This is a genomic window from Marinovum sp. E3 (assembly GCF_055755275.1).
This window is the reverse complement of the sequence record NZ_CM146908.1, coordinates 1,181,067-1,194,030: the sequence shown is the minus strand read 5'-3', so window position 1 is coordinate 1,194,030 and position 12,964 is coordinate 1,181,067. Positions and strand designations below refer to the sequence as shown.

11 protein-coding genes are annotated in these 12,964 nt (G+C 66.4%); 9 read left to right on the top strand and 2 right to left on the bottom strand.

Annotated elements, in window-relative coordinates; genetic code table 11:
* Window positions 1-7: 7 nt before the first annotated feature.
* Both AC0J5K_RS05875 and AC0J5K_RS05870 read right to left on the bottom strand, forming a co-directional pair.
* Window positions 8-1,267: a vWA domain-containing protein gene (locus AC0J5K_RS05875; protein ID WP_274562426.1), complete on the bottom strand. Its 1,260-nt coding sequence runs from the start codon at window positions 1,265-1,267 to the stop codon at window positions 8-10.
* 97 nt (window positions 1,268-1,364) lie between these two features.
* Window positions 1,365-2,276 carry an AAA family ATPase gene (locus AC0J5K_RS05870; protein WP_274562428.1) on the bottom strand — a complete coding sequence of 304 codons (912 nt, stop codon included), beginning with the start codon at window positions 2,274-2,276 and terminating at the stop codon, window positions 1,365-1,367.
* Window positions 2,277-2,506: 230 nt separating this feature from the next.
* Here AC0J5K_RS05870 and AC0J5K_RS05865 point away from each other — a divergent pair, with 230 nt between their 5' ends.
* The 9 genes from AC0J5K_RS05865 (at window position 2,507) to AC0J5K_RS05825 (ending at window position 12,869) form a co-directional block, all read left to right on the top strand.
* On the top strand, window positions 2,507-3,547 hold the full coding sequence (locus tag AC0J5K_RS05865) for a glycosyltransferase family 2 protein (protein WP_274562430.1): 1,041 nt from the start codon (window positions 2,507-2,509) through the stop codon (window positions 3,545-3,547).
* Entirely contained in the window at window positions 3,544-4,188 is a 645-nt protein-coding gene (locus AC0J5K_RS05860) for a sulfotransferase family protein (protein WP_274562431.1), read from the top strand. The genes AC0J5K_RS05865 and AC0J5K_RS05860 overlap by 4 nt, the downstream gene beginning before the upstream one ends.
* Window positions 4,185-6,512 carry a glycosyltransferase family 2 protein gene (locus tag AC0J5K_RS05855; RefSeq protein WP_274562433.1) on the top strand — a complete coding sequence of 776 codons (2,328 nt, stop codon included), beginning with the start codon at window positions 4,185-4,187 and terminating at the stop codon, window positions 6,510-6,512. The genes AC0J5K_RS05860 and AC0J5K_RS05855 overlap by 4 nt, the downstream gene beginning before the upstream one ends.
* A 1-nt stretch (window position 6,513) precedes the next feature.
* Complete coding sequence (locus tag AC0J5K_RS05850; protein ID WP_274562435.1) at window positions 6,514-7,212, top strand: FkbM family methyltransferase; 699 nt, start codon at window positions 6,514-6,516, stop codon at window positions 7,210-7,212.
* Between the two features lie 28 nt (window positions 7,213-7,240).
* Window positions 7,241-8,281 carry a glycosyltransferase family 2 protein gene (locus AC0J5K_RS05845; RefSeq protein ID WP_274562437.1) on the top strand — a complete coding sequence of 347 codons (1,041 nt, stop codon included), beginning with the start codon at window positions 7,241-7,243 and terminating at the stop codon, window positions 8,279-8,281.
* A gap of 121 nt (window positions 8,282-8,402) precedes the next feature.
* Window positions 8,403-9,338 carry a phosphoadenosine phosphosulfate reductase gene (locus AC0J5K_RS05840; protein WP_074837245.1) on the top strand — a complete coding sequence of 312 codons (936 nt, stop codon included), beginning with the start codon at window positions 8,403-8,405 and terminating at the stop codon, window positions 9,336-9,338.
* 43 nt (window positions 9,339-9,381) lie between these two features.
* Window positions 9,382-10,419, top strand: a complete 1,038-nt coding sequence (pyrC, locus tag AC0J5K_RS05835; protein WP_274562440.1) for a dihydroorotase — start codon at window positions 9,382-9,384, stop codon at window positions 10,417-10,419.
* Window positions 10,420-10,476: 57 nt separating this feature from the next.
* Window positions 10,477-11,154 carry an orotate phosphoribosyltransferase gene (locus AC0J5K_RS05830; RefSeq protein WP_074837243.1) on the top strand — a complete coding sequence of 226 codons (678 nt, stop codon included), beginning with the start codon at window positions 10,477-10,479 and terminating at the stop codon, window positions 11,152-11,154.
* A 224-nt stretch (window positions 11,155-11,378) separates the two neighbouring features.
* On the top strand, window positions 11,379-12,869 hold the full coding sequence (locus AC0J5K_RS05825) for a replicative DNA helicase (protein WP_048532259.1): 1,491 nt from the start codon (window positions 11,379-11,381) through the stop codon (window positions 12,867-12,869).
* The last annotated feature ends 95 nt before the right edge of the window (window positions 12,870-12,964 follow it).

Below are 12,964 nucleotides of genomic sequence, written 5' to 3'. Positions count from 1 at the left end.
GATCGGATCAGCCCGGATCGGCCATGAGCCGCGCCTTCTCACCGGGGTCGTTGGGTTTCGAGATCGCCTCGGCCAGCGCCTCGAGGCTGTCGATGTTGTGGCCGGCGCGGAAGGTGTCGACATGCGGCAGCATGGTACGGATGCCGGTGGCGCGGGCGGCGAATCCGTCCCAGCGCAGCAGCGGGTTGATCCAGATGAGATGGCGCGCGGACAGGTGCAGGCGCTCCATGGTCTTGTCGAGCGCATCCGGATCGCCACGGTCGAGCCCGTCGGTGATCAGCAGCACCACCGCCCCCTGCCCCATCACCCGGCGCGACCAGTCGCGATTGAAATCATGCAGGCAGTCGCCGATCCGGGTGCCGCCCTCCCAGTCCTGCGCCTCGGCCCCGGCGGCGGCCAGCGCCGCATCGACATCGCGGGTCGCCAGATGGCGGGTGATATTGGTCAGCCTTGTGCCGAAGGTGAAGGCATGCACCCGGGCCCAGCCCGCGCCCTTCTCGTTCGAGACCGCGTGCAGGAAATGCAGGATGATGCGGGAATAGGTGCTCATCGAGCCTGAGATGTCGCAAAGCACCACGAGGTTTGGCCAACGCAGGCGCGGCTCCTTGAGCGCCAGTTCGCGCAACTGGCCGCCACGACGCATCGAGAGCCGCAGGGTCTTGCCGAAATCCACTCGGTGGCCCTGGTGGCTGGCGCGGGCGCGGCGTGACTTGATCGGCGGCACCGGCAGGGTGAGCCGGGCAAGCATGCGGCGGGCGCGGGCCATTTCCTCGGTGCTCATCTGTTCGAAATCGAGGCTGCGCAGCTTTTCCTCGGCCGACATGGTGCGCGAGGCGTCGACCTCGATCGTCGGCTCCTCTTCGCGCCCTTTCGGCGGCTCCTCGGGCTCTGGCAGGTCGGCGCCGTCAAGCAGCGCCTCGGCGGCGCGCTTCTCGGCCGCCTTGGCGCTGCGCTCTTCCTGCACGCCGCGGATGGCGGGCAGCATCAGCGACATCATGTGCTCCATGTAGCGCGGATCGCGCCAGTAGAGCCGAAAGATCTGGGCAAAGACCACGCGCTGCTCGGGCTTGTTGACGAAAACCGAATGCAGGGTCCAGTAGAAGTCGCGTTTCTCGGTGAAGCCCGCCGCCTCGACCGCGCGGATCGCCTCGATCACCCGTCCGGGGCCGATCGGCAGCCCGGCCTTGCGCAGCGCGCGGGCGAAATGGGTGATGTTGGCGGTGAGGGCCGGGTTTTCCGGCAGCTCGAGCGGGGCGTATTCTGGCATCTGTTGATTTTCGGGGGCGCTGCCCCCGGACCCCCGGGAATATTTTTGGGCCAGGAGAAGGATCAGTCTGTGGATCTGGCGGTTTCGGCGTTCTGGTTCAGGCGGGTTCGAGGGAGGCGCGAGCCTCGTCGAGGATGCGCTTGGCCTCGGAGCCTTGCAGGCGGGCGATGTCGTCCTGGTATTTCAGGATCGCGCCGAGGGTGTCGGAAATCACCTGCGGCGACAGCGCGATGACATCGAGGGCGAGCAGGCATTTCGCCCAGTCGATGGTTTCGGCGACACCGGGGCGCTTGAAGATGTCCTCGGTGCGCAGGCGCTGCACGAAGGCCACGATCTCGCGCGAGAGGGTGTCGGTGGCCTCGGGCACGCGGGCGTGCAGGATCTCCATCTCGCGGCCGAAATCGGGGTAATCGACCCAATGGTAAAGGCAGCGGCGTTTCAGCGCGTCGTGCACCTCGCGGGTGCGGTTCGAGGTCAGGATGACGATCGGCGGTTCCGGCGCCTTGATGGTGCCGAGCTCGGGGATGGTGACCTGGTAGTCTGACAGCGCCTCGAGCAGGAAGGCCTCGAAGGGCTCGTCGGTGCGGTCGAGCTCGTCGATCAGCAGCACCGGGGCGCCGGCCTCGTCGGGCCGCATCGCCTCGAGCAGCGGGCGTTCGATCAGGTAGTCGGGGCCGAAGAGCTCGGATTTCAGCAGGTTGCGGTCGGCGACGCCCTCGGCCTCGGCGGTGCGGATCGCCACCATCTGGGCCGGAAAATTCCATTCATAGACCGCCGAGCCAGCGTCGAGCCCCTCGTAACATTGCAGGCGGATCAGCCGGCGGCCGAGGCCCCGGGCGATGGCCTTGGCGATCTCGGTCTTGCCGGTGCCCGGCTCGCCCTCGAGAAACAGCGGCTTGCCCAGGGTGAGCGCCAGAAAGGCCACCGTGCCGAGCGCCCGGTCGCAGACGTAATCCTGAGCGCCCAGCATGGTCTGAACCGCGTCGATGCTTGCCGGTGTCTGTGTCATTCAAGCCCTCTCCCTTGTGCAGCAAGGGCTACACGCGCCGTCTTTGGGGTCAAGACGACAAAAGTCGCGTTGCCTCCGGTTCGCCCGCCCCGGCGGCAGCGCAATTGACGCAGGGCCGGCAACATGCGAGTTTTTGCAAAAAGATAACCAAGAGGCGGCAGTATCGCGGCGATCCGCGATCACGGGGCGGCAATGCAGAGCGTCAAACACGACGGTGAGGGTGCGGTTTCATGCGCATAGCCGCCGTGACATGTGTCAAGAACGAAGGCCCGTTCCTGCTGGAATGGATTGCCTACAACCGGGTGATCGGCGTGCGCGATCACCTGTTCTATTCCAACGATTGCTCCGATGGCACCGACAGGTTGCTGGATCGGTTGGCGGCGCATGGCGTGGTGGCCCATCTGGCCAATCCGGCCGAAGGCCGCAATTACCAGATGGAAGCGCTCAAACACGCCCGCGGGCAGGAGATGGTGCACGCCGCCGATTGGCTCTGGGTGGCGGATGTCGACGAGTTCCTCAACATCCACGTCGGCGATCACAGCATCCCGGCGCTGATCACGGCCTGTGGCGATCCGCAGGCCATTTCGGTGAGTTTCCGGTTCTTTGCAAATGCCGGGGTCACGCGTTTCGAAGACCGGCCGGTGATCGGCCAGTTCACCCGCTGCCACGCCCCCGACCTCTGGTGCGGCGAGAGCGCGATCGAGGTCAAGACTTTGGTGCGGCGCGATTTTCCGCTGCAATATTACGGCGCGCATCGACCGTTTCACAAGCCAAACAAAGCGGCGGCACCGGTCTGGAAGGACGGTGCGGGGCGCGATGTGCCCGAGGCCTTTTTGCGGGCCGCCAACAAGCGCCGGATCCGCAAGTTCCCGGCCAAGGGTGCGCGCAGTTTCGCCACGCTGAACCATTACGCGCTGCGCTCGCTCGACAGTTACCTGGTCAAGAACGACCGCGGCGACGTCAACCGCGAGAACCGGGAATTCGACGACAGTTACTGGCGCGAGCGCAACGACGGCGCCTGCGAAGAGCCCTCGATCCTGCGGATGCTGCCGAAGCTCGAGGCGCAGATCGCGGCCCTGAAGGCGCTGCCCGGCGTGGCGGAACTGCATGCGGAATGCGTGCGCCTGCACCGGGCGCGGCGCGATGCGCTGGTGCAGCAGGCGCGCTATCAGGCGATGCAGGCGCAGCTGCGCGCGGCGTCGACCCTGCCGCCGGGCGAAGACGAGCTCTTGGCGCGGATCGGCGCCGCGCCGGTTCTGGCCCTGCCATGAGCCGGTTGCGGGTCATCAACCTCGGGCTGCCGAAATCGGGCACCACCACGCTGGCCCGCGCGCTGCGCAAGGCCGGGCTGCATGTGGCCGATCACCGGATCAAGCCGGTGCAGACCGACGAGGCCGCACTGCACGGGCGGTTCGTCGGCGAGATGATGTATGATGGCTATTTCCTGCGCGGCGATCCGCTGCACGGGCTCGACGTCTTTGACGGTTTTGCCGAGATCAACGCCCTGCGCCCGCCGCGCTCGATCTGGCCGCAGTTCGATTTCGGGCTGCTGGCCGCCATTCGCGCCTGTCACCCGGGCACGCGGTTTCTGGCGACCTGGCGGCGGCCCGAGGAGATCGCGGATTCCATGCTGCGCTGGTCGAACCTCGGGACAGAGCGGCTCCCGGCGGCGGATATTCCCGGCCTGCCCGCCGGCTATGGCGTGACGACCCGCGAACGCGAGACCTGGATCGCCGGGCATTACGCCGCGCTCGACCGGTATTTCGCCGGCTGTGAGGAGTTCCTGCGGATCGACGTGGCCGATGGGGCGGCGCCGGCGCGGATCGGCGCGTTCCTGGGCCGCGACCTGCCATGGTGGGGCAAAACCAACGTGAACCCGGTGCGCGCCGCGCAAGAGGATGACAGCGCATGAAAATCAGCCTGCATATCGGGCCCGACCTCTGGGCCACGACACGGCTTCAGCAGGTGCTGGACGCCAAGCGGCGGCAGCTCTTGCGCAATGGCGTGCTGTTTGCCCGCACGCCGGGCGCGCGCAACCACACGCGGCTGTTCATGGCGGTGAGCGATCCCGGCGCGGTGGACACCCTGCGCCACAACCGGGGCTTTGCCGCGCCCGAGCGGCAGGCGCAGCTGCGTGCCGATGTGACCGAGGCGCTGGCACGCGAGGTCGAGGCCAGCGGCGCCGGGCATCTGATCCTCTCGGCGCATCAGTTCGGCAGCAGCCTGCTGACCGGCTCCGAGCTGGAGCGGCTGAAGGCCGTGCTGGCGCCGATTTCCGACCGGGTCGAGGTGATTGCCCATCTGGACTGCCCGGCGCGGATGCTGTTGCGGCAGTATATCGTGCAGGTTCTGGATGGGCGGATGCGGCCGCTCGAGCTCGAACTGCGGCTGGCCGATTGCCCCGACTGGTGGGCGGCGGCGCTGGCCGACCGGCCCCGGGCGCGCCCCGACCAGGGGATATTCCCCGAGGTGCAGATGGCGCCGGCCTGGCTCGACTACCCCGCCCTGCGGCGCCATTGGGAGGCAGTCTTTGGCGCCGGATCGGTGCGGTTTCGGCCGCTGGACGTGGCGGCACTCTGCCGCGAGGATGTGACCGAAGAGCTGCGCACCTGCCTTGGCCTCGACGCGCAGATCGGCAAGCATGAGGCGATCACCGCGCCCGCCATGCCGTCGGCGGAATGGATGGCGCGCGCGCGGCAGTTCAACGATGTCCTCACCCGGCTTCTGGCACAGGGCGATCACCGCGTATCGCGGCAGATCTGGAAACGGATGCTGGGCTATCTGCGGCTGCCCGGCCCGGCGATGCAGGCCGGAACGCTGGCGCCGATCGCCGCGCGGTTTGCCGGCGACCTGGCGGCGCTTGCGCAGGAGACGCCGGCCCTGGCCCCCGCCTTTACCGCCGACCGACCGCTCGCGCGCTGGCAGGAGGCCGAGACGACGGAGGGCTACCGCGCCTCGCAACACCTGCTGGCGGCCCTCCCCCGGATCGAAAAATCCACCCGCGAGGCGCGCGCCGCCGACCGCGCCGCAAACGGGGCCGATGTCGCGGGGCTGTCGCGTCAGGCCGCCGCACTGATGCCGCAGCTGGCGAAAGAGAAATTCGCGCAACTGCGGGGCGGGCCATTCGCGCCGCACAACCGGCTCGGGCGGGTCAACGAGGAAGAGCTGGCGCAGGCCTTTGCCCCGGCTCCGGCGCGCCGCCTGCCGCCGGGCTCGAGCGGCAATGTCATTGTCGGCTGCATGAAGAACGAGGCGCCCTACATCCTGGAATGGATCGCCTATCACCGCGCCATCGGCATCGACAGTTTCCTGATCTACACCAACGGCTGCGCCGACGGCACCGACGAGATCCTCGATCGCCTGCAAACCCTTGGCGTGATCGAGCACCGCGACAACGAGAATTGGTCGGGCAAGTCGCCGCAGCAATATGCGCTCAACCAGTCGCTTAAGGAGCCTGTGATCCGCCAGGCCGAGTGGATCATTCATATCGACGTCGATGAATTCATGAACATCCGCTGCGGCAATGGCACGCTTCAGGATTTCCTCGACCGGGTGCCCGAGGCCACCAATGTCGCCATGACCTGGCGGCTGTTCGGCCATAACGGAGTCACCAGTCTCGGCGACGACTTTGTCATCGACCAATTCGACAGCTGCGCGCCGAAGTTCTGCCCCAAGCCGCACACCGCCTGGGGGTTCAAGACCATGGTGCGCAATATCGGCGCCTACGAGAAACTCTCCTGCCACCGGCCCAACAAGCTTGTGCCGGACATGGCCGAGCGGGTGCATTGGGTCAACGGCTCGGGCCTGCCGATGGGCGACGAGGTCAAGAAGAACGGCTGGCGCAATTCCAAGCGCTCGATCGGCTATGACCTCTTGCAGCTCAACCACTACGCCCTGCGCTCGGCCGAGAGCTTCCTGATCAAGCGCCAGCGCGGCCGGGCGCTGCATGTCGACCGGACCATCGGGCTGAACTACTGGATTCGCATGGACTGGAACGATCACCGCGACATCACCATCAAGCGCAACCTGCCGCGGGTGCGGGCGGAATACGACCGGCTGCTGGCCGATCCGGTGCTGTCCGAGTGGCACGCCAGGGGGCTGGCCTGGCACCGGGCCAAGGCCGCCGAGTTGCGGCAGGTGCCGGAATTCGCCGAGCTTTACGACCAGGCCATGGCCCTGCGCCTGACCGAAACCGAACGCGCGGCCTATGCGCTGGCGCTCGACATGGAGACCTGAGATGAACGTCGAGACGCCGCCCGCCCGGGGCTTTATCCGCTCGCGCGGGATGCGGGTGCCGCGCCATCCCGGCATCACCACAGGCCGGATTCGTGCCGCGCTTCGGGCCGAGACCTTTGAGCGCAAGGAATGCGAGGCCGTGATGCGTGTGGTGCAGCAAGGCGACCGGGTGCTCGAACTGGGCGGCGGCATCGGCTATGTCTCGACGCTGATCGCCACCCAGCGACAGGCCCGGCGGCTGGTGAGCTACGAGGCCAACCCGGCACTGATCCCGCATATCCGCCGGATGCACGCCGCTAATGATGCCGAGCGGATCGAGCTGCGCAATGCGCTGCTCACCCCCGAGGGTGGCGCCCCGCTGCCGTTTTACCTGCGCAAGAATATCCTCAGCTCGTCGCTCGATGGCACCGTCGATCCTGGCGCCATCACCGGTACCGTCGAGGTCGCGCGCCAGGCCATCGGCCCGGTGCTCGAGGAGGTGCGGCCAGAGGTGCTGATCTGCGACATCGAGGGCGGCGAGGCCGAGCTTTTGCCGGCCGGCGACTGGTCGTCGCTGCGTGCGGCGGTGATCGAGCTGCATCCGCAATGGATCGGCCAGTCCGGTGTTCAGGCGGTGTTTGACGCCATGCAGGGCGCGGGGCTGAGCTATTTCCCGCGCGCCTCACATGGCAAGGTCGTGACCTTCCGCCGGGGATGGTGAGCCGCATGTCCCCCGCCGGAGCCCGCTGATGCAGGCCACCGCCGTCCTGTGCCTGCGCGACGAAGGCGCCTTTGTGCTCGACTGGCTGGCGCATCACCGGACGGTGGGCTTTTCCCATGTGGTGATCTGCACCAATGATTGCGCCGACGGCACCGATCTGATCGCCGACCGGCTGGCGGCGCTGGGGGGCGTCACCCACATCCGCAACGACGGGCCCTATCATCAGGCCGGTATCCAGTTCACCGGGCTGAAGCTGGCGGGCAAGGTCAAGCCGGTGCGCAAGGCCGACTGGCTGATGGCGCTCGACATCGACGAATTTGTCAACATTCACGCCGGCGGCCACCGGCTGCCCGATCTGATCGCCGCCCTGCCCGGAGCCAGCGCCATCACCCTCACCTGGCGGTTGTTCGGCAATGCCGGCGAAATTGCCTGGCGCGACGCCCCGGTGCCCGAGGTCTTTACCCGCGCGGCCCCCGAGGTGATGCATTGGCCGTGGCGGGCGCAGATGTTCAAGACGCTCTATCGCAACGACGGCAGCTTCCGGCAGTTGGGGGTGCACCGCCCGCGCGGGCTGCGCGACGGCCGCGCGGTGCAGTGGCGCGATGGCGCGGGCCGCACGCTCGATTTGCAGGCGCATGACCGGCGGGTGTTCTCGCCGCTGGGGCAACGCCATTGCCGCCTCGCCCAGCTCAATCACTACGCGCTGGGGGCGATGGAAAGCTTCGTCCTGAAATCCGCCCGCGGCCGGGCGGTGCATTCCGACGACCGGCTCGGCATGGACTATTGGACCGATCGCAATTTCAACACCGAGGAAGATCGCAGCATCCTGCGGCTTGGCGCCGAGGTGGCCGCGGAGCGCGCCCGGCTGGCCGCCGACCCCGAGCTGGCCCGTCTGCATGCCGCGGCGGTGGCCTGGCGTCATGCACGATTTGCCGAGCTGATGCAGACCGAGGACTACCGCGCACTCTTCGGCCGCCTGATGATGACCCCGCCGTCGCATCCCCTCCCGCGCGACGCCGCCCGCAAGCTGATCGTCCATGCCCGGCGAAGCCAGGGACTAAGCCCCTGAATAGGCAGAATTCGTCAGGAATTCGCCTTGTTCCCCGGGGAATTCTTCCAACTTTCGCCTAAATTGTCGTTTAACCCTGAGGTAATCGCGCAAAAGCCGCGTGCGCTCCGAGGAATTGACGATGCAGGACACGCTGAACACATTTGACGCGCCGATGACTTCCTTGCCCAAGGCAAAGTGGTTTGGCGCGCTCAAGGACATCGCCGAGGAAGAGGGATTCTATGCCCCGCTCGGCCCGAAACACGCCGCCGCCTTCATCGAGGAAGGCGATACGCTGCTGGTGACCTTCGAAAGCTTTCAGGGCATCCAGGCCCTGTCGGAGACCGGCCAGCCGCTGGGCTTCGATCTGGTGCGCGCGATGGGCTGGTCGCATCTCGGCGTGGTCTGCGACGGCGAGACATGGTTCCGCACCGGCGAGGTCTATGAATTCTTCGACGAGTTGACCGACGACGGCTTCTTCGACGAATTCGACCGGGTGATCTTCTATGGCGCCGGGCCCTGCGGCTATGCGGCAACGGCCTTTTCGGTGGCGGCACCGGGCGCGACGGTGGTGGCGATCCAGCCGCAGGCGACACTCAATCCGCGGCTTGCCGGCTGGGACGACCGGTTCACCGATCTGCGCGCGATGGATTTCACCTCGCGGTACGGCTATGCCCCCGACATGTCGCAGGGCGCCGATCAGCTGTATGTGATCTATGACCCGCGCGAGCCGCTCGACGCGATGCATGCCGCGCTCTTTCACGGGCCGCAGACCACGCTGCTGCCGGTGCCGGGCCTCGGCGACACGATCCAGAGCGACCTGCTCGAGATGTCGGTCCTGTTCCGCATTCTCGCCAAGGCCGGCACCGGCAAGCTCGATCCGCAAAGCTTCTACCGGCTGATGCGGGCGCGGCGCAGCCATCCGCCCTATTTGCGCAACCTGCTCGGCGCGCTGGATCGCGACCGGCGCACCGCGCTGGCCGAACGGCTCTGCCGCTTCGTGGTCTCGCGTCAGAGCGCGCCCAAGTTCCAGCGCCGGCTCGACGAGATCGTGGCCGACAAGAAAAAGGCCGGCTAAAGCCCTCTGGCACCCCTCACGCGGCTGGTGTAACTGCTGGCGCATGACCCAGAGCCTGACCCTCCGCCGCCCCGACGACTGGCACCTGCATCTGCGCGACGGCGCCATGCTGCGCGCCGTCCTGCCCGAAACCACGCGCCATTTCGCCCGCGCCATCATCATGCCCAATCTGGTGCCCCCGGTGGTCACCGGCGCCGATGCCGCGGCCTATCGCGACCGCATCCTGGCGGCGCTGCCCGAGGGCGCGGATTTCACCCCGCTGATGACGCTCTATCTGACCGAGGACACCGACCCGGACGACCTGGCCGCCGCCCATGCCAGCGGCCTGATCACCGCGGTCAAGCTCTACCCGGCCGGTGCGACGACGAATTCCGCCAGCGGCGTTCAGGATTTCGACAGGGTCCGCCCGGTGCTCGAACGGATGGCCGAGATCGGCTGCCCGCTCTGCGTCCATGGCGAGATGGTCGATGCCGATATCGACATCTTCGACCGCGAGGCGGTGTTCATCGACCGGGTGCTCGACCCGATCCGCCGCGCCACCCCCGGCCTGCGGGTGGTGATGGAGCATATCACCACAAAAAACGGCGTCGATTACGTCAAGGCGAACGACCGCGACCTCGGGGCCACGATCACCACCCATCACCTGATCATCAACCGCAACCACATCCTGGTCGGTGGCATCAAGCCGCATTACTACTGCCTGCCGGTGGCCAAGCGCGAGGAACACCGCCTCGCTCTGCGCGCCGCCGCCACAAGCGGAGACGCGCGCTTCTTCCTCGGCACCGACAGCGCGCCGCATACCGACCCGAACAAGGAAAGCGCCTGCGGCTGCGCCGGCTGTTTCACCGCCACCAACACCATGGCCCTGCTCGCTCATGTCTTCGAAGAGGAAAGCGCGCTCGACAAGCTCGAAGGCTTTGCCTCGCTCAACGGCCCCGGCTTCTACGGCCTGCCGGTCAACGACGCCACGATCACCCTCACCAGGGGCGACGCCGTGACCTTCCCCGACAAGATCGAGACCGAGGACGGCCCCGTCACCGTCTTCGACCCGGGCGTTCCGGTGCATTGGCATGTCGCCTGATCTTCTTCTCTTTCCAAATACGCAATCCACCGCCTGCCACAGCAACGGACCCTCGCCATGATCCCCTCGACCTATCCCGCCAAGGAAGAAATCGCCCGCCTGACCGCCCGCATGCTGCTGGAAATCGGCGCGGTGAATTTCAACACCGACGCGCCCTATACCCTGGCTTCCGGCCTGCCCTCGCCGAGCTACATCGACTGCCGCAAGCTGATCTCCTTTCCGCGCATCCGGTCGACGCTGATGGACTTCCTCGCCGTCACGGTGATGCGCGAGGCCGGTTTCGAGGCCTTCGACAATATCGCCGGCGGCGAGACGGCCGGCATCCCCTTTGCCGCGCTGGTGGCCGAGCGCATGGCGCTGCCGATGACCTATGTGCGCAAGAAGCCCAAGGGCTACGGCCGCAACGCCCGGATCGAAGGTGCGATGTCCGAAGGCGAGCGGGTGCTGCTGGTCGAGGACCTGACAACCGACGGCGGCTCCAAGCTGTCGTTTGTCGATGCGATCCGCGAGACCGGCGCCAGCTGCGGCCATACGGCGGTGATCTTCTATTACGACATCTTCCCCGAGACCGAGAAGACGCTGGGCGATCACGGTGTCGCGCTGCACCATCTCTGCACCTGGTGGGACGTGCTGGCCGAGGCCAGGCGCCAGGGCAAATTCGCCGCCGAAACGCTGACGGAGGTCGAGACCTTCCTGAACGATCCACGTAAGTGGCAGGAAGCCAACAAGAAATAAATCCACCTGTGGACGGCTGGGGAAAACCCGGCCGCGACTCACCGGTACATTCAACATTTGGCAGAACGCCTGTAATCGGCTACCATATGAGCCGAGGCAAAAGCGATGTGACCTAAGGTCACAAAAGTTATCCCTGCGGGGTATCCACAGCGTTATCCAGATGGATTGGTGGCCCCGGTTTGGCTAGAACTGGGCACCATGGGGCAAAGACAAGAGCGGGCACAATGAACGAGATCACAACGATCAATCCCACAGGCGTGGAGATTCAATCCGAAGAGACAATGCCGCATTCGATCGAGGCCGAGCAGCAGCTTCTGGGGGCAATTCTCACCAACAACGACGTCTACGACCGCATCGCCTCGATCATCGGCGCGCGGCATTTCTACGAACCGGTGCATGCGCGGATATTCGACATCGCCGCCGCCCGCATCGCCAAGAACAACCTGGCCTCGCCGGTCACGCTCAAGGCCTTCATGGAAGATGACGAAGGCCTTCAGGAGCTGGGCGGCGCCGCCTATCTGGTGCGGCTGGCGGGCGCGGCGGTCAGCGCCTTTGCGGTGCGCGACTATGCGCAGATGATCTATGACCTCGCGGTGCGCCGCGACCTGATCGGGCTGGGCCGCGACATCTCGGCCAAGGCAGCGCGGGTCGATGTGGCGTCAGAGCCGCGCGAACAGATCGTCGAGGCCGAGCAGAAGCTCTACAAGCTGGCCGAACAGGGCCAGACCGAGGGCGGGTTCCAGTCCTTCCTCAAGGCGGTCACCGATGCGGTCAATGTGGCCAATGCCGCCTATCAGCGCGAGGGCGGGCTGGCCGGGCTCTCGACCGGGCTGATCGACATGGACAAGAAGCTGGGCGGGTTGCACCCTTCGGATCTTCTGATCCTGGCCGGGCGGCCCTCGATGGGCAAGACCTCGCTGGCCACCAACATCGCCTTCAATGTGGCCAAGGCCTACAAGCGCGGCCTGCGTCCCGATGGCAGCGAAGGCGCGATCGACGGCGGCGTGGTGGGCTTCTTCTCGCTCGAGATGAGCGCCGAGCAGCTGGCCGGCCGTATTCTCGCCGAAGCCTCCGAGATCTCCAGCCACAAGATCCGCCAGGGCGACATGACCGAAGAGGAATTCCGCCGCTTCGTCGATGCCGCCAAGGCGCTCGAGGCCTGCCCGCTTTATATCGACGACACGCCGTCGATTCCGATCTCGCAGCTTGCCGCCCGTGCCCGGCGGCTCAAGCGGACCCATGGGCTCGACCTTCTGATCATCGACTACCTGCAACTCGCGCGCGGCACCGCCGACAACCGGGTGCAGGAGATCGCCGAGATCTCGATGGGCCTGAAAGCCATCGCCAAGGAGCTGAACATTCCCGTGGTCGCGCTGTCGCAGCTCTCGCGTCAGGTGGAAAGTCGCGAGGACAAGCGGCCGCAGCTGTCGGACCTGCGGGAATCGGGCTCGATCGAACAGGATGCCGACGTGGTGATGTTCGTGTTCCGCGAGGAATATTACAAGGAACGGGAAAAACCCGGCGATCACGAACTCGACAAGATGGCGGAATGGCAGGAGGCCATGTCACGCCTGCACGCCAAGGCCGAGGTCATCATCGGCAAGCAGCGTCACGGCCCGATCGGCACCGTCGAGCTGAGCTTTGAAAGCCAGTTCACCCGTTTCGGCAACCTCGTCAAACCCTGGCAACAGGACGGCGGCGGCCAGAACTTCTAGAACTTTCGGAGCCGCGGCAGAGGCCGGGGCTTCCAGGAATAATCGAGCGAGGGCAGGTTTGCGGGTCGGACAGGGCAAGGTCCGGCCCGCAGTCA

Excerpts from the sequence above, each read along its gene's own strand:
- AC0J5K_RS05875 (WP_274562426.1), bottom strand. The coding sequence starts at position 1,267 with ATGCCAGAATACGCCCCGCTCGAGCTGCCGGAAAACCCGGCCCTCACC.
- AC0J5K_RS05870 (WP_274562428.1), bottom strand. The coding sequence starts at position 2,276 with ATGACACAGACACCGGCAAGCATCGACGCGGTTCAGACCATGCTGGGC.
- AC0J5K_RS05865 (WP_274562430.1), top strand. The coding sequence starts at position 2,507 with ATGCGCATAGCCGCCGTGACATGTGTCAAGAACGAAGGCCCGTTCCTG.
- AC0J5K_RS05860 (WP_274562431.1), top strand. The coding sequence starts at position 3,544 with ATGAGCCGGTTGCGGGTCATCAACCTCGGGCTGCCGAAATCGGGCACC.
- AC0J5K_RS05855 (WP_274562433.1), top strand. The coding sequence starts at position 4,185 with ATGAAAATCAGCCTGCATATCGGGCCCGACCTCTGGGCCACGACACGG.
- AC0J5K_RS05850 (WP_274562435.1), top strand. The coding sequence starts at position 6,514 with ATGAACGTCGAGACGCCGCCCGCCCGGGGCTTTATCCGCTCGCGCGGG.
- AC0J5K_RS05845 (WP_274562437.1), top strand. The coding sequence starts at position 7,241 with ATGCAGGCCACCGCCGTCCTGTGCCTGCGCGACGAAGGCGCCTTTGTG.
- AC0J5K_RS05840 (WP_074837245.1), top strand. The coding sequence starts at position 8,403 with ATGCAGGACACGCTGAACACATTTGACGCGCCGATGACTTCCTTGCCC.
- pyrC (WP_274562440.1), top strand. The coding sequence starts at position 9,382 with ATGACCCAGAGCCTGACCCTCCGCCGCCCCGACGACTGGCACCTGCAT.
- AC0J5K_RS05830 (WP_074837243.1), top strand. The coding sequence starts at position 10,477 with ATGATCCCCTCGACCTATCCCGCCAAGGAAGAAATCGCCCGCCTGACC.
- AC0J5K_RS05825 (WP_048532259.1), top strand. The coding sequence starts at position 11,379 with ATGAACGAGATCACAACGATCAATCCCACAGGCGTGGAGATTCAATCC.